Below are 26,696 nucleotides of genomic sequence, written 5' to 3' on the forward strand. Positions count from 1 at the left end.
TATATGATGAATTTCTAATAACTCAATAAATCCCTTAAAGCACTTTCAAACTTGCCCTTTGCTAAGTACTGATCCTCCAACTGCCCAATAAAAGGAATTGGCGTTTCCATACTCGCTACACGTTTTACAGGTGCATCTAGGTGTTCAAAACACTCTTCCATAAGCATGGCAGAAATATCACTGGCAATACCACCAAATAAGGAGTCTTCTTGTAGTATAATGGCTTTACCTGTCTTTTTTACGGAATTTATTATAGCTTCCTTATCCAAAGGTTGTAATGTTCTTAAATCGATTAAATCTGCAGAGATATCAGAATTGTTTTCTAAAACTTCTAAAGCCCAATGTACACCAGCACCATAAGTTATAATAGAAACGGATTCTCCTTCCGTTAATAATGCTGCTTGTCCAAATGGTAAAGTGAAGTAATCCGTTGGTACGTCTTGCCTTATACTTCTGTATAAAGCCTTGTGCTCAAAGAATAACACAGGATTTGGATCATTTATAGCCGTAGCCAACAACCCTTTGGCATCATAAGGAAACGCTGGATACACCACTTTTAAACCTGGTGTTTTGGTAAACCAAGCTTCGTTGGTTTGTGAATGGAACGGTCCTGCTGCTACTCCTGCTCCACATGGCATTCGTACAACAACATCCGCATTTTGTTCCCATCTGTAATGCGATTTTGCTAAATAATTCACAATTGGGTTAAATCCAGAGGTTACAAAATCCGAAAATTGCATTTCAACAACAGATTTCATTCCAGCAATGGATAATCCCATACCGACTTCTACAATGGCAGATTCGCAAATGGGAGTATTACGAACACGGCCTTTTCCAAACTGTTCAACAAAGCCTTCAGTAATCTTAAAAACACCACCATATTCGGCAATGTCCTGTCCCATAATGACCAAGTCTTTATGCTTTTCCATGGATTGTCTCAACCCTTCGGAAATAGCATCAATTAAACGTAATTCCTTTACATTTGAATTAGGTTTAATATCTTGATATTCAAATTGTTTATATACGTCATTTAATTCAATAGTTTCATTCGGAATAATGTTCTCTTCAGCATAAGCAGAGTCTAAGGCAGCATCAATTTCTGCCTTAATTTCTGAAGTATATTGGTCTTCGATCTCAGCAGACAAAATCTTTTTACTGAACAGATAGCTTCTGAAATTTTCAATAGGATCTTTAGCTTCCCATTCGCTCATCAATTCTTGCGGCACATACTTTGTACCACTAGCCTCTTCATGTCCGCGACGCCTAAAAGTTTTGAATTCAATTAAGATTGGCCTAGGTCGTTTTCTTATGCTTTCTGCTAATTTTTTAACCTTAGAATAAGTTTCGATAATATTATTACCATCTAGAATGAAAGAATCCATGCCATATCCCTTACCTCTATCGGCTAAATGCTTACAGTGGTATTGTTCGTTTGTTGGTGTAGAAAGTCCATAACCATTGTTCTCAATGCAGAAAATGACTGGTAATTGCCAGACTGATGCTACGTTCAACGCTTCATGAAAATCCCCTTCACTTGTACCTCCTTCTCCAGTAAATACAGCTGTTACTTGTCCATTTTTCTTTAAAAGATTTGCTAAAGCTATTCCATCTGCAACACCTAGTTGTGGGCCTAAATGCGAAATCATTCCAACGATATTATAGTCTTGCGTCCCAAAATGGAACGATCGATCCCTCCCCTTGGTAAAGCCACTCGCTTTGCCTTGCCACTGGCAAAACAAACGATGCAACGGAATCTCACGTGTTGTAAAAACACCAAGATTTCTGTGCATCGGTAAAATGTACTCGCTCGGTTTTAACGCCATGGTTACACCCACAGAAATAGCTTCTTGCCCAATACCCGAAAACCATTTGGATATTTTTCCCTGACGCAATAGGATCAACATTTTTTCCTCTATTAATCGAGGTTTAAGCATATTGTAATAAAGCTTCAAGAGTGCTTTATCGCTCAAATTACGTTTATCGTAGTCTATATTGCTTTTGGTTATTGTGGGCATAATTGTTAGTTCAAGTATTGCATCAAATGTAAATAAAATGCGTCAAAATTGCTGTATTAGTATTTAATTTCTGAATATTTCATTTCTGATTTTTTGGTACTATTTTCCTTACCTTTGTATATTGACGAAAATTAAAACCACATAGCAATGGACAGAATACCTAGCGTAGATTTAAAAGACTTCTTGTCTGAAGACCCAAATAGAAAACAAAAATTTATAGATGAAATTGGCAAAGCCTATCAAGATATTGGCTTTGTAGCATTAAAAGGTCATTTTTTGGATGACGAATTGGTGGATAGATTATATGGAGAAGTTAAGAACTTTTTCGACTTACCATTAGAGGTAAAAGAAAGCTACGAAATACCAGGCATTGGTGGTCAACGTGGCTATGTGTCGTTTGGTAAAGAAAGTGCTAAGGGTAAAAAGGAAGGTGACTTAAAGGAATTCTGGCATTTTGGACAATATGTAGAAGATGACGAAGAACGTAGAAAAGAATATCCGGAAAATGTTGAAGTAAAAGAACTTCCAGAATTTAATAAAGTAGGTAAGGAAGCTTACCAGATGCTTGAGAAAACTGCAAAATATGTGTTGCGTGCATTGGCCCTACATTTAGATTTAGAGGAAACTTATTTTGATAACTATATCCATAACGGCAACTCTATCCTAAGACCAATTCATTATCCTCCAATTACACAAGAACCTAAAAATGCGGTAAGAGCTGCTGCGCATGGAGACATTAATTTAATTACCCTTTTAATGGGTGCCCAAGGACGCGGACTGCAAGTACAACGTCATGATGGTGAATGGTTAGATGCTATCGCAGAGCCTGATGAATTAATGATCAATGTTGGAGATATGTTGTCTAGGCACACTAACAATAAGTTAAAATCCACAATACACAGAGTGGTTAACCCACCAAGAGAACTTTGGGGAACTTCGAGATACTCCATTCCTTTCTTTATGCATCCAATAAGTGAAATGAAATTGGATGTTTTAGATAGTTGCATCGATGAAGACAATCCTAAACAATTTGAAGATATCACGGCTGGCGAATTCTTAAACCAACGTTTGGTTGAGCTTGGACTGATTAAAAAATAGTAGACAGTAAGCAGTCTTCAGTGGACAGTCATATGTGATTGAAACTGCAAACTGCAAACTGTAAACTGAAGACTGAACAAATGGATCTACAAGACCAGTTAAAGAATTTATTTCCAGATCATGTACCGGAACCCTCAAAAGAAGAAGATGCTAAGAGTGATATTTGGTTACAGGATGAGCCTATTATCTGCAAATATGAAAAGCGAAAAGGTAAACCAATCACTATATTAGAAGGATACACTGGTGCTACAGACGATTTTAAAAAACTTGCAAAAGAATTAAAGACCAAGCTTAGTGTTGGTGGTAGTTTTAAGGATGATAAGATTATTATTCAGGGTGATTATCGAGATAAAATCATGGATATTCTAAAAGATAAAGGGTTTAAGGTTAAACGTGTTGGTGGTTGATATATGTCTAAAAAAGTACTTCATATCACCAATGGCAATACGCTCACAGACTATTTAAGGGAATTAGATTTTACCGATGATATTTTAACGTGGCAAGAAATGTTATGTGAAGGACCTACGATTCCCGCTATAGATTCGGAAGAATTTTTTGACTTAAGATCAAAGTTCTTAAAAGAGTTCTATGATATTGAAGTTGATACAAACGAGCTTAAAAAAGAGTTGTCTAAACTAGATAATGTTGATGACTACTCAGAAATTAATCTATGGTTTGAATATGATTTATTTTGCCATATAAATATGATTGGAGTCATTAACCTTCTGCATCAAAAAGAAATAAATAAACCGCTCTACCTTGTTTGTAGCGGACGTGTGGATGGCGAAAAAAACCTAAAAGGTCTAAGCGAATTAGATGCAGATCAGATAAAAGAACATTACGATAACAAGGTATTGCTTACTGAAGAAGATATTGATTTAGCTAAGGCACTTTGGAGAACCTATTGCGGCACAGATCATAATATTTTAAAGCCCTATATAGTTACCAACTCTAACTTTAAGTACATGACCAATTGCTTAAAGGCGCATTTAAAACGTTTTCCACACCAAAAAAGTGGACTCAGTGTATTAGAAGACAATATTCTTAGACTTGTAAGGGATAATGATATAAAATCCAGACACCATTTATTGGGCTACAGTTTAAATTACCAAGGCTACTATGGGTTTGGTGATTTGCAGCACAAAAGAATGATTGATAAGCTTTCTATATTTTTTGACGAAACAGAAACCAGTATTAAACTCAATCGAAAAGGTCATGAAGCTTTACTGAGGCGTTATAATTTTGCTTCAGAAATGAATAACAATATGACCTACGGAGGTGTAAAGCGATTAGAATTTCAATTCAATGTAGATCAAAATAAGCTAGTTAAAACCATATTGCATGCCAATTAAAGACTCAGAATTAATTTTAAATCCAGATGGCAGTGTCTATCATTTAAATCTTAAACCAGAAGATATTTCTGATACCATAATTTTTGTCGGTGACCAAGATCGTGTAGAGAAGATTACCAAGCACTTTGACAGTATTGAGTTCAGCACCCAAAAACGCGAATTCAAAACACAAACAGGATATTATAAAGATCGTAGGATTACCGTTATTTCTACTGGTATTGGGCCAGACAACATCGATATAGTTTTAAATGAACTAGATGCTCTGGTTAATATTGATTTAAATACGCGCCAACCAAAGACTGAACTCTCTAGCCTAAATATTATAAGGATTGGCACTTCTGGTTCCTTGCAAGCAGATATTCCTGTGGATGCCTTTTTAATTAGTACTCATGCATTGGACGTTAACGGAATGCTACATTTTTATCAAATTGATGGCATTAGCAATCCTGAAATTGAAGATGCTTTTATTGCACATACAGGATGGGATAAAAACAAAGCCAGACCAATCATTATCAACAACAGCAAGTACCTTGAAAAGTACTTTGCAAGCGATATTATTTTTAAAGGCATGACAGGTACTGCAGGTGGCTTTTATGGACCACAAGGGCGTGTACTGCGATTACCATTGCACGATGCTAATTTAAACTCAAAACTCGATAATTTCAGTTATAGGGATTTTAGAATCACAAATTTTGAAATGGAAACCTCTGTAATATATGGGCTTTCAAAATTATTGGGTCATGAAGCCTTATCGCTTAATGCCATAATTGCCAATAGAGCCACAGGAGATTTTAGTAAAGACCCAAAGAAAACGGTTGAAAAGCTGATTTTATATGCTTTGGAACGGATTGTTAATATTTAAAACACACTTACTTTCTATTAGAAAGGATTAATTGTCAAGATGAAAAAAGTAAATATAGGAGGCGTACCAGAACATTTTAATTTAGCATGGTATCTCACATTAAAAAACGGCGAATACAAAGCCGAGGACATTAATCTAAGATGGCACGACTATTATGGTGGTACAGGCGATATGTGCAAAGGTTTACGCAATGGTGATATTGATATTGCCGTTATCCTAACAGAGGGCATCATAAAAGATATCATTGCAGGGAATCCTTCTAAAATAGTACAGACATTTGTAGAAACTCCATTAATTTGGGGTATTCATGTAGCAGAACATTCAAAGTTCAAAACCACTGAAGACATTAGAGGTACAAAAGCTGCAATCAGCCGTTACGGATCAGGATCGCACTTAATGGCCTATATCAATGCCAAAAAAAATGACTGGAATTTAGACCAAGATCTTAATTTTGAAGTTATTAAAAACCTAGATGGTGCAGTAGAAGGTCTTACCAATGGTGATGCTGATTATTTTATGTGGGAAAAATTTACCACAAAACCTTTGGTAGATGATGGCATTTTTAGAAGAATTGGAGAATGTCCTTCTCCTTGGCCTTGTTTTGTCATAGCGGTTAGGGATGAATTTATTGAAAACAATGAAGACCATTTAAAGACCATTTTAGATATTATTAACCAAACCACTCAAGAATTTAAATCCATTCCCAGTATTGACAGAACTATCGCCAATCGCTACGAGCAAGAATTAGAGGATGTGCAAGAATGGTTATCGCTCACAGAATGGTCCCAAGAACTTATTGATCAAAAGACCTTAAACAATGTGCAAGACCAACTTTTTAACCTAGACATCATCCCTAAAAAAGTCGGATATTCCGAGTTGATTCATAAACTCTAAACTTAAATTAAGCTAAAAAAGCAGCTAGTTTTCAATAATTTTGTAAGTTTTTTCAAAATATTTGTAAAATATCCTGAATCGCCAAAACACCAGTAAATACCGCTTAAATGTGTTAATTTCTGTTAAAGGTTTTAAAGTCAAATCTTACGGTTTTTGTTCATAACTTTCAGTATTTCAAATTTTTAGTTACATTTGTTTTAACCAAATCGAAGCTATTAACAATATAATGAGCCTAATATGATTCTAACGATTACGCTGATCTTATCATTTTTAGTTGCTGTTAACTTTTTATTATTAATTTTTAGTTGCAACAAGACGTCTAAACAGGTGGAGAGCAAAAAGCCACGTGTTATAAGAACTCAAAAGCCTACCACTACTCTAGTTTCCAGTCAATTACAGACTCGCCAACTCGCTGCAACAGGGAGTTAGTTTTACTAAAATGCTTATTGCCAAACCAATAGCCTCTATTTGCACTTAATGGAGAGGGATGACCTGATTCTAAAATTGAATGTAACGCCGTATTGATTAATTTCTTTTTCTTTTTGGCAAATCCGCCCCAAAGAAGAAAAACCACATTTTGCTTTTCTTGGCTAATAAGCTCTATAACTGTATCTGTAAATTGCTCCCAGCCTTTTTTTTGATGACTACCAGCTTGGTGTGCTCTAACGGTTAATGTAGCATTTAACAGTAAGACTCCTTGGTCTGCCCAAGGTATAAGGTTACCACTTTTTGGATATGCAATACCCAAATCTTGTTCAATTTCTTTAAAGATATTAATCAGTGAAGGAGGATGAGGAATACCATCATTAACAGAAAAACATAATCCATTGGCCTGCCCTATTCCATGGTATGGATCTTGACCAATAATGACAACCTTAACATCATCAAAAGTACAATGGTTAAATGCATTAAAAATCTCTGAGCCTTTTGGATAACATGAATGGTTGCGATATTCACTTTTCACAAATTCGACCAAATTTTTAAAGTATGGTTTTTCAAATTCTGGTTTTAAATAGTGTTTCCAACTTTGATGGATATCAACATTCATAAACAATAATAGTTTTTTTCAAAAATAAGGATTACAATACTAAAATTACACGTTAGGCATATCGTTACATTTAAACTAAATTTGCATCTTTAGAAACGAACTACAGTCCATGATACGAATTTATGAAAAGACCTTAAAAGATCTTGAGTTTTTTACGGTTTTAGAACAAATTAGTGAACATTCTATTACAGCTTTAGGAAAAGAGGCTGTCTTGGCTTTGCTACCTGTTGAAGCAGAGTCTCAGCTTATACGTGAGTTGGACTATGTGAATGAGTACTTGTCTTCTTTCGATAACGATAATCGCATTCCCAATCACGGCTTTGAGACCATATCAAAGGAACTCAAACTTCTTGGCATTGAAAACACCTACCTAGAAGTTCCTAGCTTACAGAAATTGGTAAGCATATCTCTTACCGTAGATAGCATTGTTAAGTTTCTAGAAAAATTTAAGGAATATTACCCAAAACTTCATCAATACAGTCAGCATATAGAAGTAACCACAACAATCATAGAACAGGTAGATAATGTGGTTGACCGTTTTGGAGATATCAAAGACGATGCCTCTCCACAATTAGCGGCACTGCGACAAGATATTAATAAACTTAAAGGGAAAATAAACAGCAGTTTTTCTTCTGCCTTGAGCAGATATCACGGGCTTGATTACCTAGATGATATCCGTGAATCTGTAGTTGAAAATAGACGTGTTTTAGCGGTTAAAGCTATGTACCGTAGAAAAGTTAAAGGTGCCATAATGGGAGGTAGTAAAACGGGAAGCATAGTTTATATTGAACCAGAGACAACGCTGCAACATACCAGAGAACTCAATAATTTACAATATGAAGAAAAGGAGGAAGTCATTAAAATTCTCAAGGAGTTAACAGATTATATCAGACAGTTTCTTCCACTTTTAAATGATTATCAGTCCTTTTTAACTAAAGTCGATGTGATTTCTGCCAAGGCAAAATATGCAAAGCGTATTAATGCCATTTTACCAGAAATTACAAACGAGCGTAATATCCATCTGCGAGATGCCTACCATCCTCTACTCTATTTAACCAACAAAGAAAAAGGTGAAAAAACATTTCCTCAAACTATTGATTTAAGTGAGAACAATCGAATAATCGTCATCTCTGGGCCAAACGCAGGTGGAAAAAGTATCACTTTAAAAACGGTTGGACTGTTACAGGTAATGCTACAAAGTGGAATGTTGATTCCTGTTCACGAGCGCAGTAGAACTTGTCTGTTTGACAGAGTGCTTAGTGATATAGGAGATAACCAATCCATAGAAAATCATTTGAGCACGTATAGTTATCGCTTAAAACAGATGAATTACTTTCTCAAAAAGGTAAACAAAAAGACGCTGTTTTTAATTGATGAGTTTGGTACTGGAAGTGATCCGGAACTCGGTGGAGCTTTGGCAGAAACCTTTTTAGAAGTATTTTACGATAGAAAAGCTTTTGGCATCATCACTACACACTACTCTAATCTAAAGCTTTTGGCAAATGAATTACCCAATATGCAAAATGCCAATATGCTGTTCAATGAAAAAAGTCTAGAGCCAATGTACAAATTGGCAACTGGCCAAGCTGGTAGTTCCTTTACGTTTGAAGTCGCTCAAAAAAACGGCATTCCTTATAGCTTAATAAATAAGTCCAAGAAAAAGATAGAGCGTGGAAAAGTACGTTTTGATGCTACTATAGCTAAGCTTCAGAAACAACGAAGTCGATTAGAAAAAACCGAGCAATCCTTAAAAGCCAACGAAAAGAAAAAACTTTCTGAAGCGGAGAAACTGGAGGAAACAAATACTAAGATCCAAAAGAAATTAGAGAGCTTTCAAGAGTTATATGACAGTAACCAACGATTGATTTACTTAGGCCAAAAGGTTAACGACTTAGCAGAAAAATTTCAGAATAACAAGAAAAAGCGAGAGCTGATGGCTGAGTTATTCAGATTGGTTCAAATTGAAAATTCTAAACGAAAGAAGTTATCCTCAAAACAAAAACGTGCTGAAAAAGCAAAGGAAAAACAGATAAAACAAGAAGCCGAAAAGAAAGTTGAAGTCATTAGGAAAAAGAAGAAAGCAACTAAGAAAAAAGAGGTTAAAGTAGAAAAACCAAAACCTATCCTAAAAGTTGGTGACCGTGTACGCATGCATGATGGCAGAGCTGTGGGAAGTATCGATTCTATTGAAAAAGGAAAAGCCAACGTTAATTATGGTATGTTTACCACCAACGTTGGCTTAGATTTATTGGAATTGGTTGAGGCTAAGAAATAGCTGCTGATTCAATATCTGGTCCCATGTCAAGTTATAAACCTAAAATCCTATTTAATTTTTTAGAGTCAATATTTTTACTTTCACTATGGCAGTTAAATAAATCAGTATGTAGTTAAATATTTATAACTACCTTAGTTAAAGCTAAATAACCATCTCATGAAAAGAACAATTTACGTTTTAATATTCGCTTTAATAACGCAATTAGGGTTTTCACAGCACAAAGAATTAATAGACAGTTTAAAACTTGAATTAAAAAAAAGAACCATTGACGATTCCATTAAAGTCTCTATTTTAACTAGGCTTCATGAAAAGTTAATGTTTTCTAAGCCAGAAGAGGCTAAACAATATGCTCTGGAAGAACTAAGAATTTCAAGAAAAATAAACTACAAACGAGGACTAGGTGTTGGCAATTTGCACTTGGGGAACTACCACTCCAATAGAAGCGAAAATGACTCTGCTTTATACTACTACAATAAGGGGAAGGCATATTTTAAAGAGATAAAAAGTACAAGGGGAATTATCTTTACAAATCATTCAATATCTAGTATAAAACAAATTAATGGTGAACTAGATGAGGCCATTGCTCTTACAAAGGAAACTCTAAAATCTATACAAGATAATGAGGAAGATGGAGAGTCTAAAACCAAATTTATTGGGGCACAACACAGTGCATTAGCTAATATCTATATTGAAAAAGGAAGCTATAGAATTGCATTAACTGAAGCTCTTAAGGCCTTAAAATGTTTTGAAGAGATAAATCACGTATCAAGAAAAGCAGATGTCTTAAAACAGATTGGTGATATTGAATCTGCTTTAGAAAATCACAAAGCTTCAATTGATTACTTTAAGGAAGCTATAGAAATTTACGAGCGGATTGATGATAAGATGTACGCTGCTTACGCTCATAATTCTTTAGGGATCTCCTATCAAAACCTAAAAAACTATGAAGAGGCAAAAAAACACTTTGACACAGCTATACAGTATGCTAAAACGGTGGAAGACAAACTTTCGCTTTCAAATAGCATACATAATTTAGCTGAGTTAGAGATAATCAACAAAAATTATGCAGAGGCTAAAACGCTCTTGATGAATGCTAAGCAAATATCTGAAAAAGAAAATCTGCAGTTAAGTTTGGTCAATATTCATGGTGGATTGTCTCAAATCGATTACCATACCAATAATTTTTCTGATGCTCTAAATAATAATGATAAGGCCATAGCACTCAGCAAGTCCATAGGTGCATTACCACATTTAAAAGATCTTTATAAATTCCGCTCAGAGATACTATTAAAAACCAATAGGGCTGAAAGTGCCGTCTATTACTTAAAAGAATCTCAAAAAATTAATGATAGCTTATTTAATTCTAAAAAATCACAACAAATAGAAGAGCTAAAAGCTATTTACGAAACTGAAAAGAAAGAAACCGAAATCGCACTACAGCAAGAGGAAATTAAAAGTTTAAGTCAAGAAGTAGAGATTAGTAATCTGCGAAAAGGGCTTTATTCTGGTGGTATGTTTGCCTTTGTTGCCATATCTGGTTTACTGTTCTTTGGATTTAGACAACGTATAAAAAAGAATAGGATTGCACGCGAAAAACAAGAAGAAATCTACAAACAAGAAATAGAATTCAAAAAGAAAGAACTAGCCTCACAAACACTTCATTTAGTACAGAAAAATACGTTTATTCAAGAGTTAAAAGAGAATCTAGAAAAAATCAAGGCATCTCCAGAACTGTTTAAAGTAGAGTTTAGACGTCTCGTAATGTTGCTAAAAAAGGAAAGTGCGGAAGACAAAGACTGGGAGGTTTTTAAATCCTATTTTGCTGAAGTACATAATGATTTTGATGAAAAGATTAAATCCATTTCTAATGATATTACGGAGAAAGAAATTAGGCTGTCCGCATTTATAAGAATGAATTTATCTACCAAGGAAATTGCTTCAATGCTCAACGTACTTCCAGATAGTGTTAAAAAATCCAAATACCGATTAAAGAACAAACTTTCTTTGGGCAAAGAAGACGATTTAACGCAGTTTTTAAATACTTTGTAACTTTAGGCTTATCTTTGCATTGTGATAGAAAAAGTACCTCAAAATAAGCAACTGATACTATTTGATGGTGTATGTAACCTCTGTAATAGCAGCGTACAATATGTTATAAAGCGGGATGATAAAAATGTGTTTTTGTTTGCACCTTTGCAAAGTGAAATAGGTGAATCTATAATAGATACCTTTAATATAGACACTAATAAGACGGATTCCATTTTACTTTATAATCCAAAGACCAATTCAATTAAGCAAAAATCTTCTGCGGCATTAGGTATAGCCAGGCATTTAGGTTTCCCTTTAAATTTATTGGTAGTATTTTATATTATACCACCCTTTATAAGAAATTGGGTTTATAATTATATCGCCAAAAATCGTTACAAATGGTATGGAAAAAAAGATGACTGCATGATACCGACACCAGAACTGAAATCTAAATTCATCTCATAAAAAAGCCTTTTAGCATCCATTCTAAAAGGCTTTTTTAAATTAACAACTTACTTAAAACTAATTTAATCTAAACAAAAAATTTAATTTCAATTCTATGGGTTTGAGGGAAAATAACGAATTGAGTTAATAGCACATTTTTTGTTACCATAAAGATATTTCATTATAAAACCACAGAGGAAAAAACTCGATATAAGCCCAATAATAATTGATTAAAAAGTTAAAAGTGCAGATAATATCTATGAGGTGCATTCAAGAAAACCTTGCTTACTAATTGAAATATATCTTTCACTTTATACAATTGTGCACTCACTCATTTCAGATTCAGTTAAGTTTTGTTTAGCCCTAGTTTTGAGAGAAACAAATACAAAACCATTATGAAATCCTTATCCCAATTTTTATTCATTCTATTGTGTACCACATTTTTATATGCACAAAAATCTAGTAAAATCACTGATGTTATTGTGTATTTGGATGGTGCAGAAATAAATAGAAACGCCAAAATAAACCTCAAACCTGGTACTACTGAGTTTACTTTTAACAAATTATCACCACAGATAGAAGAAAGTAGTATTCAAGTATCCGGTCTCAAAGGCGCTTCAATTTTATCCATTAACTATGGGATTAATTATTTGTCTAAACAAAAGCCAAATGACTCTATTGAAGCATTAAAAACAGAACTTAAGTCACTAGATGATAATATTCAAAACGAATTTGATTTAATAGCTGGATTTAATGAAGAAATGAGCTTAATTCAAAATAATAAAAGACTAGGTAATGAGACAGAAGTTGTAAGTATAGAACAGCTAAAATCTTTTGCTAAATATTACAGAACAAGGACAACCGAACTGAAAATGGCAATCCATAAATCGAATAAAATAATTGAAGAATATAAGGAGGTGCAAAATGACATAAGACAACAATTAGCAGAGTTAAATGTTGATGAAAAAGTACAGACTGGCGAGATAACCTTAAAACTAAACAGTGACAAACCATTAGAACTAGATCTAAAAATATCCTATAATATTAAAAATGCTGGCTGGTTTCCTATATATGATTTAAAAGCAGAAAAAATCAATAGTCCCATAAATTTAGAATACAAAGCACACGTATTTCAAAACTCAGGATGTGATTGGACCGATGTAAAACTGGTATTATCTACGAGTGATCCTAATACCAACAATGAAAAACCAATAGTAAATCCAAAATACTTAAACTTTATAAGTGCTTATAGTAATTACCAATCGCAACGTGCCACAAGAAGCTATAATTACAAATACAACCCTTTGGTAAAAACAGTTTCAGGTGTAGTTACTTCTGCAGATGACGGTTTGCCATTGCCTGGAGCAAGTGTTTTAGTAAAAGGAACAACTACTGGTGCGCAAACTGATTTTGAAGGCAGATACGCATTAAATACTACCAACGGAAACACCTTGCAATATTCTTATGTAGGTATGAAAACCGAAGAACTCCCTATACATTCCAGTATTATGAATGTGGCATTAGATTCAAATAATACTTTAGATGAAGTCGTTGTTATTGGTTATGGTACAACTACCAGTAGAGCTTATGCAGGTACAACATCTGTAGTAAAATCTGAAGAAATTGTAAATGGTTTATATGGTGCAGCATCAGGAATAAATATAAGAGGTGCTAGTACTTTGGAAAGTAAAAGTAATATCCTATATGTTGTTGATGGTGTTCCTGTAAAAGCTGGCGCAGCAAGTAAAATTAATCCAGATAGTATAGAGTCAATTGAAGTGTTAAAAGACAATCAAGCCACTGCAATTTATGGTAGCAGAGCCGCAAATGGTGTAATAATTATTACCACTGGGAATACTTCACAAAGAAGAACTAATGAGTTAGGTGTTGTTATAGACACAGGAATAACCAATACACGCTTTGAAATTGACAAAGCATATAGTATTCCATCAGATGGTGATGTAACTGTTATAGAAATCGATAAATTCAGTGTACCTGCAAAATACAATTACTTTGCTGCACCAGTTTTAAATGAGAATGTGTTTTTAACTGCAAAAGTTGGCAACTGGGAGCAATACAACTTGATACCAGCAGAGGCTAATGTCTATTTTGAAGGCAGCTATTCTGGTAAAACAAATATTAATCCCGGTGCCACAACAGACAGTTTAACTATTTCGTTAGGAGTTGATCCAAGTATTGTCGTAAAGCGCACTCAGAAAAAAGACTTTAAGAAGACCACATTTATAGGGAATAATAAAGTTGTTTATAAGGGTTTTGAAATTGAAGTTAAAAATAATAAGCAAACCAATATTCAGTTAACACTTATAGATAGAATACCTATTACACAAAACAAGTCCATAAAACTAGATGATATTGAAACTGGCACATCTGAGTATGATAAAGAAAAAGGATTATTAAAGTGGATTATTGATTTAGCATCTGGCGAAATAAAAAAGGTTGAGCATTCTTATTCTGTAAAATACCCAAAAGGAAAACGTGTTAATCTTTAACTCATTAGGATAAAGACTTAACTTATCAAAAAAGCCAATACACTCAGTATTGGTTTTTTAATGCCTACATCTAGACTACTTTAGATATAGCTTATTTTAAGTTAATGGTTTTAAGCTTAGTAATTTTAAGCCTCAAAGCAAGATGATGTTGGTTCGACCCTAGCTTCTGTTAGTTAGGAATGAGTCGGACTCTATTAAGAATTAAGTCTAACTTCTTAATAGTGTCAATGAAAATGATAGACAGAAACATTTAGCTTTGAGGTTTTTTTTATAAGGTTGCTAATCTGCTGTTAAACAAATAGTCGTCATACATTTCTTTGTAATATACCTTCTTTTCAATTGACTCTATTACTGGAGTGCAAAAGTCTTCATCATACATTTGATTGGAAATATTCAATCCGCCAGGACTAAAAACATTGATCTCCATGAGTTTGTTGCCCACAATATCCAAACCTACTAGAAACATTCCATCTTGAACCAATTTAGGTCTTACGATCTCGGCAAGTTCCTTAATTTGATCTGTCATCTTCGCAGATTCTGGTCTTCCGCCAGCATGGACATTACTTCGAATATCTTTTGAAGTATTCACTCGTTGCATCATGGCATATTTTCCATTGACCTCTAACGGTTCACCATTCATTAAAAATACACGAGTATCACCATTAGTCGCTTCCTTTAAATATTCTTGAGCAATTACAAAACCGTCCCTAGCTATGGCATCTATAGTTTGTGTGAGATTATGCTCATTTTTTTTATCCATCAAAAACACATTGGTTCCGCCAGAACCTTGAAGGGGCTTAAGAATCATTTTTTGCTTTTGCTCCTTAAAGAACTCCTTAATCTCATCGTGGTCTCTAGATATAATAGTTTTTGGTCTTACAACTTCAGGGAAATGCTGAAAATACATTTTGTTTACAGCTCCTGCCAAACTCAATGGATGGTTGAGTACCAACACACCATTACGCATGGCAATTTCACCAAATATAAAAGCTGCATTCTGTGCCCAATCACGTACACCAATTTCATCCGCAGGATTGTTTCTTAAAAACAAAACATCCAACTCTTCTGAACTTATGCGTGTAAACTTTTCTTTCTGAACGGCTTTAAAATAGGTTTCCTGTGAGTTGAATTTTGATTCACTTATGGTTTTACAGCGCACAGATAAGTGCCCTTTTGAGGCATAAGCCAATTCGCCAACACCAATAAAATAGACATCGTGACCGCGTTTGTATGCGGCATAACCCAAACCAGGTGTGGTATAATTTGGTTTTTCGGTGTTGTGGTCATTTATTATAAATGCAAGTTTCATAGCTTTTGTTGTTTTAATTTACCAAGTCTGTAATATCCATACCTTTTCGCAATTTCTTTAACCTTTTTTGTACACTTTTGCGCTCTAAAAATCTTGGCAGTTCAGCTTTAACCAAAACTTTTCTGTATAGTAATTCTTCTATAAGGTCAATATGTGTTATGTTGAATTTACCAGTATAAAGATGCTCTAAGGCACCTCCTTTCTTTATATAGTCCATTAAATCAATGAGTCCTGCAAGGTAAACCGCATCTTTTGTAAGACCGCCTCCTCTATAAACACGCATTGAGATATAATAAGAAATACGTTCACTAAAAGAATACTTATCACGCAATAGATTGAACGTTTTGATGAAGTTTGCACCATTAACCATAGATTCCACTGCAATAACACGGCCTGCCAATAGTCGTAAACGGTTTACGGTTAATCCTCCAACCAGATATTCAGCAATTACGGCTAATCCTTCCTGTAACTGATCATAACCTTCAAAACCTTCATACATTTGCCTAAGCGGTTGGCGTCTTCCATTACAGTAAGTTAAGATATGTGTACCTACTTCATGCTGAATTAAAGCATCACATCTATTGGCATCAAAACTTATCTCATCATTAATAAGAAGTTTTGTTTTAGACACCATAATACCAGCAACATCATTTCGTATTTCTAAGGATAAATCTAGATCTGGGAATTTGTCGTTATAGTAATCCAATTCTTTTTGGGCATGCTCGGCAAATTCATAGCAACTATAGCGCTTTTTACTCTTCTGTTCTTCACGTTTTGGATAGACCGCTAAAATATGCTTGGCCTGCTCTAAAACTTTCTTCTTGATAACTCCATATAAACTCTCACCAACAAACCTAAAATTCTTTGTACCACGCTCTTCGAGCATCGTTAATTGCTTTTCAATTTCAAGTCTTTTTCCACGTAGAATAAAGGCTATGGTTGGATCATCTACTTCATCGATTGGAATATTGTAAAGTTTTCGTTTTTGCAACTCAGGATCTAATGCAATTAATCTGTATTTGAAAGAAGGTATTTTATCAAACTTATTTTTCTTAAAGTTTTTCCATTCTTCATTACTGTTTACAGGAGTTGTTCGCAACAAAAAGGACATGCCTTCACTTACTTCAGCTAGTTCTCTATCGGATTGTAAAGTAACCTCGTCAATATTTGTTTTGCCAAGCATTAAAAAGTGCTCAAAATCGTCTGTAGTCTGTACCCTTATAAATTCAAATACAGCGCGTTTAACGGTTTCAGAAAATACCGAATAGTATTCTCTAAAAAACAAGGAATAGAGTTCGTTGCTTTCAGCATTTTTATACAAGATTGGCAAGGTCATTCCTATTATCAAGGTTCCTTTTTTCTTAGATTCATCTATATCGAAAATAGGCACTAGGTGTTTAGGGTGCCTTTTGTGCGTATCATCAATTTCTACATCTATATTTGGGTAGAAGTCCTGTAAGGATTCAAACCCATCCTTTAAAGCTGCTACAGTAGCCGGAGCTTTCCCTTTAGGGCAAGAGATATGGAAAGTATTACTTTTATCGTCTTTTTCTGGCCAAAACTCCAAAATCAAGAACGTTTCAAATTTATTTGATACAATAATTCTAATGGCTTCGAGTAAATGGGTAATATCCACATCATCACTAATAATTAGATATGAGGCTTGGGTTTTAATGATTCGGGAGAAGTAAACATCCAATTCACTGTATCTATATACACAGATAAAAGGTAATAATTTGTCTATATGAAGAAGACCGTTTTCTGGCAAAGTAGCATTCACGGGTTTTCCTTCAGATATATGGTTACATATATCCTCTATGATTGAGGAATCTATATTATGCAATTTTGTGGTTTCCATTAATTAAGAATACGAATTATAAAAATTTAGGGCATGCTCTTTTAAAAGAAATTTTAACTGTTCTTCTACAGCACTAACGACTTCTGGATAAATAACCTGATTGTACTCATCGCAATACACCTTGGCAATTTCGGTAGCCAAAACTAGGGTGTTTTTAAAGTTTGTAGTAATATATTTTAAAAAATAGCCATTACCTTGAAACGTGTCGTTAATTTTAGCGGTTTGTTTGATATTATGAGGAAGTTCTATAGTTGATAGGGCTTGTCTCCAAGCTTCTACCTGGTCACCAAAGCGCTCGTTGTCAATATTAGAGGTGCCTAAATTCCAAGTTGGCACTTCCCTATCCCAACGTTTCCAGTTATAGCTGTGCATATCGTACACTACACAAATACCATATTTCTCTTCAATTTTTGAAATTAGAGCATGTACCACTTCATAGAAACTGGCGTGTTTCTTTAAACTTTTTTCTTTTTGTGCTTCTGGCAAAGGCTGTTTCCATAGTTGCTTTCCCCAAGCGGTTTCAAAAACTGCATTTTCAGGGTCACGGTTGAGATCATATTCGAAACGCGAATCGCAACCAGCAATGAGAATAGGATGCGAAATCACCATGCTTTTGGTTTCAGGATCCTCCTCGTACCAACGCTCATATTCGGTATGGAGGCAATTCTCCCAAAGTTCTTTTCTAAATTGATGGCCATCATGCACCGCGCCACAGACATAAGGTACATATTCATCAATTTTTAAGGTGAACGAATAATCATCGGAAACGGCACTAAAGGTTTCTTCGGCTTCAATTTTTGAAATAATCTTATCTATCGGTAATCGTTGCATCACACCGTTTTAAATAAGCGCTTTAATGATTTCATCATATTGCGCTCTAAAATATTAAACTCACCATCTGAGAAAAACAATATTTTGATATCTGCCAAAAGCATATCTATATCATCTTTACTGTAATTATGTTGCTCTAGACTGACCATGATTTTTTTAATGCCTTGATAATCGTTGTCTGCATCAAATTCATCATGGATTTCCTGAAATGTTTCTCTATCTACTTTAGATAGAATAACGTTTCGTTCATTGTTGTCTTCCTTAAAATCTGAGTTTGCGGCAAATAACAAAATGTAAGCCACAAGTTCATCTCTTGTCCAGTCGATTGTTTTCATTTATAAGTCAAAAAAATTAAAATTTACTGCTAAGTGTAACTGAAGACTGCAATGTTACGCTTCATCAACCGTTTTACGCAATCTTGTACGTCTGTCAAAAGCTTGAAGCTTATCCAAGACCTTGCTTTCCAAAAAGTCTATAACCTTCTCTTCTACTTTTCGCTTGTTCTTATAGACTTTATTAATATAGGTAATACCACCTGGCGACATTACATTAACTTCAACCAGTTTGCCGCCAATAACATCTATACCAACAAAATACAAACCGTCTTTTACCAGTTTTGGGCCTATTTGCCTGCACAACGCTTTTTCATCTTTTGATAAGCTATGCCTTTGTACACTTCCGCCTGCAGATACATTAGACCTGTGGTCGTCTGAGCCTGGTACGCGTTTCATTGCGCCAACAGGTTCACCATTTAGCAATAAGATTCTAACATCACCTTGGTCAGCACCTTCTATATAATCTTGAAGAATCACATAATTAGATTCACCATCACCAGATGAAATATAGAAATCGAGCAAAGAGTTAATATTATTCATCGCTGATTTTTCAATTAAAATCACACCAGAGCCACCAAAGCCATTCAAGGGTTTTAGTATCATCTTATCTGCCTTAGACTCTTTAATCTGCTTAATCAGATAATTTTTGTTCTTAGATACATGTGTATTCGGAATAATATTACTGTGTGCGTCACCAAAAGCCGCAGTGTAAAGTTTATTGTTCGCTTCACGCATGCCTTGTAAAGAATTCACAATAAACACATCGTCCTTAACGGAATCCAAAAAATTGAGCATTATAGGATCCAATGGCGGATTTGCTCTAAAGAAAATAGCATCAAAACCTGCTAAAGGCAACATTTCCTCTCTTAGCTTAGCCTTATTATAAAATGACTTTAGCGTCGATGGCACCTTTTCCATACGACCAATAACATTACAAAAAGCGTTTGTAACACTGTCTCTAATCGTAAGGTTTGCTGGAGTACACATGGCCACACCATGACCTCTTTTTGCACATTCTTTAATTAAGGCTAAGCTTGTATCGTTCTCTGGATCAATGTTTTCCCATGGATACATTATAAAGCAAATGTTCATTTCAAAAGTTTTTGGTTGTTTTAATGACTTGTTTAAAGTTAAGGACTTTTACTGAATTTGAAAACCTTATGAATCTAAATCAAATGTTTCGGTTGGATCCTTTTCAGAATAATCTAACATATTTTCACCATTAGCAATGATAGAACATACAGTGGCGTCACCAGTAACATTTACGACTGTTCTAAACATATCCAAAATACGATCCACAGGAAAAATAATGGCAATCCAAGCAGGATTTAACCCAACAGAACTCAAAACTATGATGAGCATCACCAATCCAGCACTTGGCACTGCAGCGGAACCAATGGATGCCAAAGTAGCTGTTAAGACTACTGTTACTTGTTGTCCTAAGGTTAAATCAATCATGTGCATCTGCGCCAAGAAAATAACGGCAACAGCTTGGTACAAACTTGTTCCGTCCATATTAACTGTTGCTCCAATCGGCAATACAAAACTGCTTATCTTTTTATTGACTCCAAGATTTTGCTCCACACATTCCATAGTCACCGGAAGTGTTGCAGCACTGCTCGATGTTGAGAATGCTAAGGTTTGCGCAGGACTCATGGATTTAAAGAAGCCTGTATAAGGAATTTTCTTTACAAAGAGTTTAAGAATCATAGGATAGATAATAAATATCATCAGTAATAGACCTGCTAACACTGTCAATGAATACCAACTCAATCCTTTAAATATTTCAACAACTTTGCCTATATCATCTCCTGCCATTTTACTCACAACACCAGCTAATAACGCAAATACAAAAAATGGAGCGGCTTGCATGACGATATCTACCATTTTTAGAAATACCTCATTAACACCGTCGACTAATTTTAATACTGGTGCAGATTTATCTGTTGGAATAAATAATAGACACACACCAAAGAATATGGCAAAGAATATAATTTGAAGCATTAAACCATTGTTAGACAGTGAATAGAAAAAGTTACTTGGCACAATATCTACCAGTGGTTGCAATGGTGTTGTCTCTTTTCGTTTTTCAACAGTTTCCATCTTATCGGCGACAGCTGCTTCTTGGAGTTCGCTTTTGGATAATTCTGAAATTTCCTGTGCACGCTCCATAAACTCTGGATCTTTAAGGTAGTTTACACCATCCTTTATTTCATAACCTTCGGAATCTGCCCAAATTTCATAACTGATTCTGTTATCAATTCTACTTTGTTCATCAATAAGTTTACCTGGTTTTACAACATTAACCAGCAACAATCCCAATGATATGGCCATTACAGTGGTAAGCAAATAGATACCTAAAGTTTTTCCTCCCATTCTACCCAAGCTTGATGGATCACCAATATTAGCAACTCCACTAATGATAGAGAAGAGCACCAAAGGCACAGCAATAAGCTTTAAGAGATTAATAAAAATGGTTCCAAAAGGGTCTATCCAATTAATGGTGAATTCGCTCCAGCCCATTGTGCTTGATAGTAAAGCCCAAATGATACCGAGTACCATTCCTATTATAATTTTCCAGTGTAATGCTAGTTTTTTCATAATATTGTTGTCTTTCGACTGCGCTCAAGATAAACTTCAGCGGTAATCTTTTAATATTTAACTTATAACGTTCAGATTAGTTCTACCAATCTTTTGTTTCCTGTCGTCTTAACAGCGTATAATCCGCCAAAACCAAAGCCGCCATAGCTTCTACAATAGGTACTGCTCTTGGAACAACACAAGGATCGTGTCTGCCTTTGCCCTGCATTTCTACGGTTTCACCTTTGCTGTTTATAGTGTCTTGTTTTTGAAGTGTGGTTGCTACGGGTTTAAACGCAACTCTAAAATAGATGTCCATACCATTGCTAATGCCACCTTGTACTCCTCCAGACAAATTGGTTTGCGTACTACCATCTTCATTGAACTTATCGTTATGGTCACTCCCTTTCATTTTTGCCCCACAAAAACCACTACCATATTCAAAACCTTTTACAGCATTTATGGATAGCATGGCTTTGCCCAATTCGGCATGAAGTTTATCAAAAACGGGTTCTCCCAATCCTGCTGGTACATTTTGCAACACACAGGTAATGGTCCCACCAATGGTGTCTCCCTGTTTTTTCACCTCTTGTACCTTAGCTATCATTTTCTCTGCAGTGGCTTCATCTGGGCAACGAATAACATTGGATTCAATTTTAGAAAAATCTAAATCTTGATAAGGTTTATCAATAAAAATATCACCAACAGAAGATGTAAACGCATTAATTTTAATACTGCTTAAAAATTGCTTTGCAATGGCGCCAGCCACTACTCTGCATGCGGTTTCCCTAGCAGAACTTCTACCTCCACCTCTATAATCTCTTACGCCATATTTTTGGTCATAAGTATAATCGGCATGGCTAGGACGATACACGTCCTTTATATGTGAATAATCTTTAGATTTTTGATTGGTGTTTTTTATAATGAAACCTATTGGAGTTCCTGTGGTCTGACCTTCAAATAGTCCTGAAAGAAATTCGACAGTATCAGGTTCTTTACGTTGTGTGACAATTTTTGACTGACCTGGTCTGCGTCTATCCAACTCATTCTGAATGGCTTCAAAATCTAATTTTAAGCCCGAAGGACATCCGTCTATAATTCCGCCAATGGCTGCGCCATGTGACTCTCCAAAAGTGGTAAGTTTAAATAATTTTCCGAAGGAATTTCCTGCCATTAAATCTTATTTTACGCTAAAGTAAATCTAATATTACAGAAACAAAAATACCAATAGCTGTTTTAAGGCTGTCATTGACATTTATTCTTAATATTCAACGGTAAGTTTAGTAACATTCCCGTAACATTTTCCTCACGGAATATTAATTCTCTAATTACACTTAATTAATAGTTATGTGTGTTCTTTGCAGTACTAACAATTTATTTTGAACCTAAAGCGAAAAGTAGAAATAGCGGTCATTTCTGACGTACACCTTGGTACATTTGGGTGTCATGCAAAACAGTTATTGACCTATCTAAATAGTATTGAACCTAAAAAGTTAATTCTTAATGGAGACATTATAGATATTTGGCAGTTTAAGAAACGTTATTTCCCAAAGTCACATTTGAGTGTCATTAAAAAAATCATGGATTTTGCCGCTAACGGCACCGAAGTCATTTATATTACTGGCAATCATGACGAAATGCTTAGAAAATTTGCTGATACTGAAATTGGCAATATTTCCATTGTCAATAAGGTAGTTTTAGAGTTGGATGGCAAAAGAGCTTGGTTTTTTCATGGTGATGTGTTTGACATTTCCATTCAGAATGCAAAGTGGCTTGCTAAGTTAGGTGGTTGGGGCTACGACCTCCTTATTCTTATAAACCGTTTTGTTAATTGGTGCTTAGAGAAAATGGGAAAGGAACGCTACTCCCTCTCAAAAAAAATTAAAAACGGTGTAAAAGGTGCCGTTAAATACATCAATGATTTTGAAAATGTGGCTACAGATCTGGCCATAGAAAATGGTTACGACTATGTGGTCTGTGGACATATCCATCAACCAAAAATGCTGGTTAAGGAAAACAAATACGGTAAGACAACGTATTTAAACTCTGGTGATTGGGTGGAAAATTTCACGGCTTTAGAATATCAGTTTAAACGTTGGAAAATCTACAATTACAGTAAGGACAAGCTTTCTCCTTTTTTTGCTGATGAAGAATTAAAGGACATGGATATTAAGGATTTAATTGCAGCCATAACGATTGTAGAACAGCCGAAGAAAAAGAAGAAACTAGATTAAAGCTTCTTTAAGAATTGTTATGGGATGCTTGGCAGTTCTCCCTGTACCATCCTTTATCTGGTGCCTACAACTAGTTCCATTAGCTGCAATAATAGTATCGTCTGAAGCTTTTCGTACAGCAGGAAACAAGGTTTGCTCACCAATTTGCATGCTGATGTCGTATTTTTCTTTTTCGTATCCAAAACTACCTGCCATACCACAACAACCACTAGGAATAATGGTAACTTTGTAATTTTTTGGTAAGTTCAATACATCAAAGCTCGACTTTTGATTAGCCAATGCCTTTTGGTGACAATGCCCATGAAATTTGATCTGTTTGAATTCTGTAGTGAATTGCTCTGGTTTAATATTGCCTAATTCTATTTCTTGTTGAATGAATTCTTCAATTAAATAAGTATGCTTTGCAATGGATTTTGCAGCGTCTTTATCATCTGCTAATCTCAGATATTCATCCTTAAAAGTTAATATAGCGGAAGGCTCAATTCCTATTAAACAAAAATTATCATTAATAATGCTTTTAAAGTAGTTTACATTTTTGTTTGCAATAGCTTTAGCTTCTTCTAAAAATCCTTTAGACAAAAAACTTCTTCCACTTTCTAATTCACTAACATAATGCACATTATAACCTAAATTTGCAAGTAAATATTTAACATCAATAGCAAGGCTCGATTCTAAGAAATTTGTGAACTCATCAACAAATAAGTAAACCTCTTTTTTTGGGTTTTTCACAAGAAATGACAACCTCTTAACTTGCTTAGAAAATGATGATTTAGAAAGCTCAGGAAAACTACGCTTTGGGTGAATACCAAGTGCTATTTTCATATAACCAGCAACGAACTTTGTTTGGAAAAGTGCATTATAAAAACCAGGTGCTCTGGAAGCTATTTTATTGTATTTAGTAGAATTAGCAAAGAACTTATCCTTAAACTTAAAGCCATTCGCTTTTTGATAGTGATATTGAAATTCAGCTTTTAAACTTGCTACATCCACACTGCTAGGACATTCACTGGCACAGGCTTTACAACTTAAACACAGATCAAAAACTTCTTTAAGCTCGTTATGGTTAAATTTATTGGCCTTTTCTGAATTTGTTAAATATTCGCGTAAGGCATTGGCTCTAGCTCTTGTGGTGTCTTTTTCGTTTCTTGTGGCTCTGTAGCTTGGACACATGGTACCGCCAAACTCTGGTAGCTTTCTACAATCACCAGAACCATTACACTTTTCAGCTTCACGAAGTATGCCTTGTGAAGAAGAGAAATCTAAAACGGTTTCAATGTCAGGCTCTTGCCGATCGGTTTCATACCTAAGGTTTTTATCCATGGGAAGTGCATCCACTATTTTACCAGGATTAAATATAGCATTCGGATCAAAGACAGATTTTACACGCTTTAAAATCTGATAATTAGCATCACCAATCATAAATGGAATAAATTCTCCACGTACAATACCATCACCATGTTCACCAGACATTGAGCCTTTATATTTTTTAACCAATCTGGCGACATCAGTCGTAATTTTTCTAAACAATTCTACATCCTCAGATTGTTTTAAATCTAAAATCGGTCTAAGGTGCAACTCGCCTGCTCCAGCATGGGCATAGTATACCGGACTTTGGTCATATGAATTCATCAATTCCGTAAACTCAGAAATGTAATTTTCCAAATCACTTAGAGCTACTGCTGTGTCTTCAATACAAGCCACCGCTTTTTTATCTCCTATCATGTTGCCCAATAAACCCAGTCCTGCTTTCCGTAGTTCCAAAGCTTTGTCTACTTCCCTTCCCACCAAGACTGGCGAAGTATAAGATAAACCCAATTTTTCAGCACTGGCGATAAACTCATGCAAAGCAATATCTAAAGCGTTTTTAGTTGCTGCTTTTAATTCGCACATCAAAATGGCCTTTGGCTCACCCTGAATAAATGCCCGGTTCTGCTGCTGTTGCTTATTGTGCTTTGTAAGGTTTAAAATGGTGTCATCCATCATCTCGCAAGTATGCAGATTGTGCTTCATTAGGGTTTCCACACTTTTCATACATTTTGAAACACTTTCAAAATGAAGGGCTACCATAGCGTTTTCAGACGGAGGTAATTCATCGAGCTGCAGCGTAATTTCAGTGGTAAATGCTAAGGTGCCCTCACTTCCGGTTAAGAGTTTGCACATATTGAATTCTGTACGTGAGTCTGATAGTACTTCAGAATCTATCAATGCATCTATGGCATAACCTGTATTTCTACGATGGATTTCAGGTTTAGGAAAGTTATCTTTTATTTGTTTTTGAACATTCTCAGATTTTAAGGCATCATAAATAGTTCTGTAAATGTCACCTTCAAGTGTGTTTAGCTTCAGTTTTTCTTGAAACTGTGCTATTGAGATATTAGAGAATTCGACTTCACTGCCATCACTCAGTAATGTTTTTAAACTTACAACCTTGTCGCGTGTTACGCCATACTGAATGGATGTGGTTCCTGATGAATTGTTACCGACCATACCACCAATCATACATCGATTAGATGTTGATGTGTTTGGTCCAAAAAACAAGCCGAAGAGTTTTAAATAATTGTTCAATTCGTCCCTCACTACACCTGGTTGTACAGTTACTGTTTTTTCGGTTTCATTAACATCTAAAATCTTATTAAAATGTTTTGAAACATCTACAACAATACCATTGCCTACGACCTGTCCAGCCAAAGATGTACCAGCTGTTCTAGGGATTAATGAAATGTTATTTTCATTCGCAAAACGAATAAGTTCTTTAAGGTCATCTTTATCTTTAGGAACTGCTACAGCAGCAGGCAAGATTCTATAAACAGAAGCATCAGTAGCGTATAAATTTTTTATTAAATCGTCAGTAAGTAGTTCGCCCTTAAGCTTTGATTTTAATTTAAAATATTCAGTATCAACAACCTTAGGCATACGTGTTAAGATAAGTTTTAAATGAGTTATAAAATTGTCATAAAAATAAGTCTTCTTATTCAATTTTAACATAATTTAGTCGTTATGTTAAGATAGAGCACTTTTTAATG

At 35.0% G+C, this 26,696-nt stretch carries 20 protein-coding genes; 10 read left to right on the forward strand and 10 right to left on the reverse strand.

Features of this window, described 5'->3' with window-relative positions; all coding sequences use genetic code 11:
• Positions 1-14 precede the first annotated feature (14 nt).
• Positions 15-2,015 (reverse strand): alpha-ketoacid dehydrogenase subunit alpha/beta, encoded by a 2,001-nt coding sequence (locus F1003_RS02095; protein ID WP_155087543.1) that lies wholly within the window; start codon positions 2,013-2,015, stop codon positions 15-17.
• Between the two features lie 147 nt (positions 2,016-2,162).
• Between F1003_RS02095 and F1003_RS02100 the strand changes: the two genes are divergently transcribed.
• The 5 genes from F1003_RS02100 (at position 2,163) to F1003_RS02120 (ending at position 6,221) form a co-directional block, all read left to right on the forward strand.
• Positions 2,163-3,113 (forward strand): isopenicillin N synthase family dioxygenase, encoded by a 951-nt coding sequence (locus F1003_RS02100; protein WP_155087544.1) that lies wholly within the window; start codon positions 2,163-2,165, stop codon positions 3,111-3,113.
• 80 nt (positions 3,114-3,193) lie between these two features.
• A complete protein-coding gene (locus F1003_RS02105) occupies positions 3,194-3,520 on the forward strand; it encodes a translation initiation factor (RefSeq protein ID WP_155087545.1) in 327 nt (108 codons plus the stop codon).
• 3 nt (positions 3,521-3,523) lie between these two features.
• Positions 3,524-4,465, forward strand: coding sequence for a DUF1835 domain-containing protein (locus F1003_RS02110; RefSeq protein ID WP_155087546.1), 942 nt, complete (start codon positions 3,524-3,526; stop codon positions 4,463-4,465).
• Complete coding sequence (locus F1003_RS02115; RefSeq protein ID WP_155087547.1) at positions 4,455-5,327, forward strand: nucleoside phosphorylase; 873 nt, start codon at positions 4,455-4,457, stop codon at positions 5,325-5,327. The genes F1003_RS02110 and F1003_RS02115 overlap by 11 nt, the downstream gene beginning before the upstream one ends.
• A gap of 39 nt (positions 5,328-5,366) precedes the next feature.
• Positions 5,367-6,221: a substrate-binding domain-containing protein gene (locus F1003_RS02120; RefSeq protein ID WP_155087548.1), complete on the forward strand. Its 855-nt coding sequence runs from the start codon at positions 5,367-5,369 to the stop codon at positions 6,219-6,221.
• A 373-nt stretch (positions 6,222-6,594) separates the two neighbouring features.
• Here F1003_RS02120 and F1003_RS02125 read toward each other — a convergent pair whose 3' ends face one another.
• The gene (locus tag F1003_RS02125) at positions 6,595-7,269 is read right to left on the reverse strand and encodes a uracil-DNA glycosylase (protein ID WP_155087549.1); all 675 of its coding nucleotides are present in this window, start codon (positions 7,267-7,269) and stop codon (positions 6,595-6,597) included.
• 109 nt (positions 7,270-7,378) lie between these two features.
• Here F1003_RS02125 and F1003_RS02130 point away from each other — a divergent pair, with 109 nt between their 5' ends.
• The 4 genes from F1003_RS02130 to F1003_RS02145 all read left to right on the forward strand — a co-directional run bounded on the left by F1003_RS02130 (position 7,379) and on the right by F1003_RS02145 (position 14,526).
• The gene (locus tag F1003_RS02130) at positions 7,379-9,544 is read left to right on the forward strand and encodes an endonuclease MutS2 (protein WP_155087550.1); all 2,166 of its coding nucleotides are present in this window, start codon (positions 7,379-7,381) and stop codon (positions 9,542-9,544) included.
• A gap of 156 nt (positions 9,545-9,700) precedes the next feature.
• The gene (locus F1003_RS02135) at positions 9,701-11,593 is read left to right on the forward strand and encodes a tetratricopeptide repeat protein (RefSeq protein WP_155087551.1); all 1,893 of its coding nucleotides are present in this window, start codon (positions 9,701-9,703) and stop codon (positions 11,591-11,593) included.
• A gap of 21 nt (positions 11,594-11,614) precedes the next feature.
• Positions 11,615-12,037 (forward strand): thiol-disulfide oxidoreductase DCC family protein, encoded by a 423-nt coding sequence (locus F1003_RS02140; protein ID WP_162306876.1) that lies wholly within the window; start codon positions 11,615-11,617, stop codon positions 12,035-12,037.
• A gap of 374 nt (positions 12,038-12,411) precedes the next feature.
• A complete protein-coding gene (locus tag F1003_RS02145) occupies positions 12,412-14,526 on the forward strand; it encodes a DUF4139 domain-containing protein (RefSeq protein ID WP_155087552.1) in 2,115 nt (704 codons plus the stop codon).
• A gap of 268 nt (positions 14,527-14,794) precedes the next feature.
• Here F1003_RS02145 and F1003_RS02150 read toward each other — a convergent pair whose 3' ends face one another.
• The 7 genes from F1003_RS02150 to aroC all read right to left on the reverse strand — a co-directional run bounded on the left by F1003_RS02150 (position 14,795) and on the right by aroC (position 22,613).
• Entirely contained in the window at positions 14,795-15,835 is a 1,041-nt protein-coding gene (locus F1003_RS02150) for a glutathione synthetase (RefSeq protein ID WP_155087553.1), read from the reverse strand.
• A gap of 13 nt (positions 15,836-15,848) precedes the next feature.
• Positions 15,849-17,693, reverse strand: coding sequence for a peptidase MATCAP family protein (locus F1003_RS02155; protein WP_155087554.1), 1,845 nt, complete (start codon positions 17,691-17,693; stop codon positions 15,849-15,851).
• 3 nt (positions 17,694-17,696) lie between these two features.
• Positions 17,697-18,524 carry an N-formylglutamate amidohydrolase gene (locus F1003_RS02160; RefSeq protein ID WP_155087555.1) on the reverse strand — a complete coding sequence of 276 codons (828 nt, stop codon included), beginning with the start codon at positions 18,522-18,524 and terminating at the stop codon, positions 17,697-17,699.
• Positions 18,524-18,859, reverse strand: a complete 336-nt coding sequence (locus F1003_RS02165; RefSeq protein WP_155087556.1) for a hypothetical protein — start codon at positions 18,857-18,859, stop codon at positions 18,524-18,526. Before F1003_RS02165 ends, F1003_RS02160 begins: the two co-directional genes overlap by 1 nt.
• 54 nt (positions 18,860-18,913) lie before the next feature.
• The gene (gene gshB, locus F1003_RS02170) at positions 18,914-19,951 is read right to left on the reverse strand and encodes a glutathione synthase (protein ID WP_155087557.1); all 1,038 of its coding nucleotides are present in this window, start codon (positions 19,949-19,951) and stop codon (positions 18,914-18,916) included.
• Positions 19,952-20,017: 66 nt separating this feature from the next.
• Positions 20,018-21,460 carry a dicarboxylate/amino acid:cation symporter gene (locus F1003_RS02175; RefSeq protein WP_155087558.1) on the reverse strand — a complete coding sequence of 481 codons (1,443 nt, stop codon included), beginning with the start codon at positions 21,458-21,460 and terminating at the stop codon, positions 20,018-20,020.
• An 82-nt stretch (positions 21,461-21,542) separates the two neighbouring features.
• Positions 21,543-22,613, reverse strand: coding sequence for a chorismate synthase (gene aroC, locus F1003_RS02180; protein ID WP_155087559.1), 1,071 nt, complete (start codon positions 22,611-22,613; stop codon positions 21,543-21,545).
• A gap of 205 nt (positions 22,614-22,818) precedes the next feature.
• On the opposite strand from aroC, the gene F1003_RS02185 reads away from it, so the two are divergent.
• Positions 22,819-23,673, forward strand: a complete 855-nt coding sequence (locus tag F1003_RS02185; RefSeq protein ID WP_155087560.1) for a UDP-2,3-diacylglucosamine diphosphatase — start codon at positions 22,819-22,821, stop codon at positions 23,671-23,673.
• Here F1003_RS02185 and F1003_RS02190 read toward each other — a convergent pair.
• Positions 23,665-26,586 carry an FAD-binding and (Fe-S)-binding domain-containing protein gene (locus F1003_RS02190; RefSeq protein ID WP_155087701.1) on the reverse strand — a complete coding sequence of 974 codons (2,922 nt, stop codon included), beginning with the start codon at positions 26,584-26,586 and terminating at the stop codon, positions 23,665-23,667. The genes F1003_RS02185 and F1003_RS02190 overlap by 9 nt on opposite strands.
• Positions 26,587-26,696 lie beyond the last annotated feature (110 nt).

The sequence above is a fragment of the Winogradskyella ouciana genome (assembly GCF_009709615.1).
In the GTDB taxonomy this organism is placed as follows: Bacteria; Bacteroidota; Bacteroidia; order Flavobacteriales; family Flavobacteriaceae; genus Winogradskyella; species Winogradskyella ouciana.

Bases quoted from the DNA above. Each gene is read 5' to 3' on its own strand.
- F1003_RS02160 (WP_155087555.1), bottom strand. From the start codon at position 18,524: ATGCAACGATTACCGATAGATAAGATTATTTCAAAAATTGAAGCCGAA.
- F1003_RS02165 (WP_155087556.1), bottom strand. From the start codon at position 18,859: ATGAAAACAATCGACTGGACAAGAGATGAACTTGTGGCTTACATTTTG.
- F1003_RS02125 (WP_155087549.1), bottom strand. From the start codon at position 7,269: ATGAATGTTGATATCCATCAAAGTTGGAAACACTATTTAAAACCAGAA.
- F1003_RS02175 (WP_155087558.1), bottom strand. From the start codon at position 21,460: ATGAAAAAACTAGCATTACACTGGAAAATTATAATAGGAATGGTACTC.
- F1003_RS02130 (WP_155087550.1), top strand. From the start codon at position 7,379: ATGATACGAATTTATGAAAAGACCTTAAAAGATCTTGAGTTTTTTACG.
- F1003_RS02110 (WP_155087546.1), top strand. From the start codon at position 3,524: ATGTCTAAAAAAGTACTTCATATCACCAATGGCAATACGCTCACAGAC.
- F1003_RS02105 (WP_155087545.1), top strand. From the start codon at position 3,194: ATGGATCTACAAGACCAGTTAAAGAATTTATTTCCAGATCATGTACCG.
- F1003_RS02155 (WP_155087554.1), bottom strand. From the start codon at position 17,693: ATGGAAACCACAAAATTGCATAATATAGATTCCTCAATCATAGAGGAT.
- F1003_RS02115 (WP_155087547.1), top strand. From the start codon at position 4,455: ATGCCAATTAAAGACTCAGAATTAATTTTAAATCCAGATGGCAGTGTC.
- F1003_RS02135 (WP_155087551.1), top strand. From the start codon at position 9,701: ATGAAAAGAACAATTTACGTTTTAATATTCGCTTTAATAACGCAATTA.
- gshB (WP_155087557.1), bottom strand. From the start codon at position 19,951: ATGAACATTTGCTTTATAATGTATCCATGGGAAAACATTGATCCAGAG.
- F1003_RS02120 (WP_155087548.1), top strand. From the start codon at position 5,367: ATGAAAAAAGTAAATATAGGAGGCGTACCAGAACATTTTAATTTAGCA.
- F1003_RS02095 (WP_155087543.1), bottom strand. From the start codon at position 2,015: ATGCCCACAATAACCAAAAGCAATATAGACTACGATAAACGTAATTTG.
- aroC (WP_155087559.1), bottom strand. From the start codon at position 22,613: ATGGCAGGAAATTCCTTCGGAAAATTATTTAAACTTACCACTTTTGGA.
- F1003_RS02145 (WP_155087552.1), top strand. From the start codon at position 12,412: ATGAAATCCTTATCCCAATTTTTATTCATTCTATTGTGTACCACATTT.
- F1003_RS02150 (WP_155087553.1), bottom strand. From the start codon at position 15,835: ATGAAACTTGCATTTATAATAAATGACCACAACACCGAAAAACCAAAT.
- F1003_RS02100 (WP_155087544.1), top strand. From the start codon at position 2,163: ATGGACAGAATACCTAGCGTAGATTTAAAAGACTTCTTGTCTGAAGAC.
- F1003_RS02190 (WP_155087701.1), bottom strand. From the start codon at position 26,586: ATGCCTAAGGTTGTTGATACTGAATATTTTAAATTAAAATCAAAGCTT.